Source organism: Bacteroides caecigallinarum (assembly GCF_021531075.1).
Classification (GTDB): Bacteria; Bacteroidota; Bacteroidia; order Bacteroidales; family Bacteroidaceae; genus Phocaeicola; species Phocaeicola caecigallinarum_B.
The window spans coordinates 1-252 of sequence record NZ_JADYTJ010000177.1; the positions used below are offsets into that span (position 1 = coordinate 1).

Sequence of the window (252 nt, forward strand, 5' to 3'; positions counted from 1 at the left end):
CAGCAGAACCACCACCTAAGGAGGTAATAAGCTCATAAGAGGGGCTTGTCTGATATGAAAATAACTCCCAACTTATCTATTTCAGCAAGTTGGGAGGGAATTCACGTCTTTAGCGGACAGTAATAAATTTTTGTCTGTCATCTTCTGATTTTTGATTTTAGCACACATTTTCTTTATATTAAAAGCAATGGCAAAGAAGGCAAAGTCCATTGTGACCTTGTCTTTTCCAAAATGCCTGAACCTTTTGTATCC

Annotated in this window: 1 protein-coding gene; it reads right to left on the reverse strand. The window is 37.7% G+C overall.

Annotated elements, in window-relative coordinates:
- Positions 1–81: 81 nt before the first annotated feature.
- Positions 82–252 (reverse strand): transposase (locus I6E11_RS14965; RefSeq protein ID WP_235338854.1); only part of this gene is annotated, 171 nt, incomplete at its 5' end.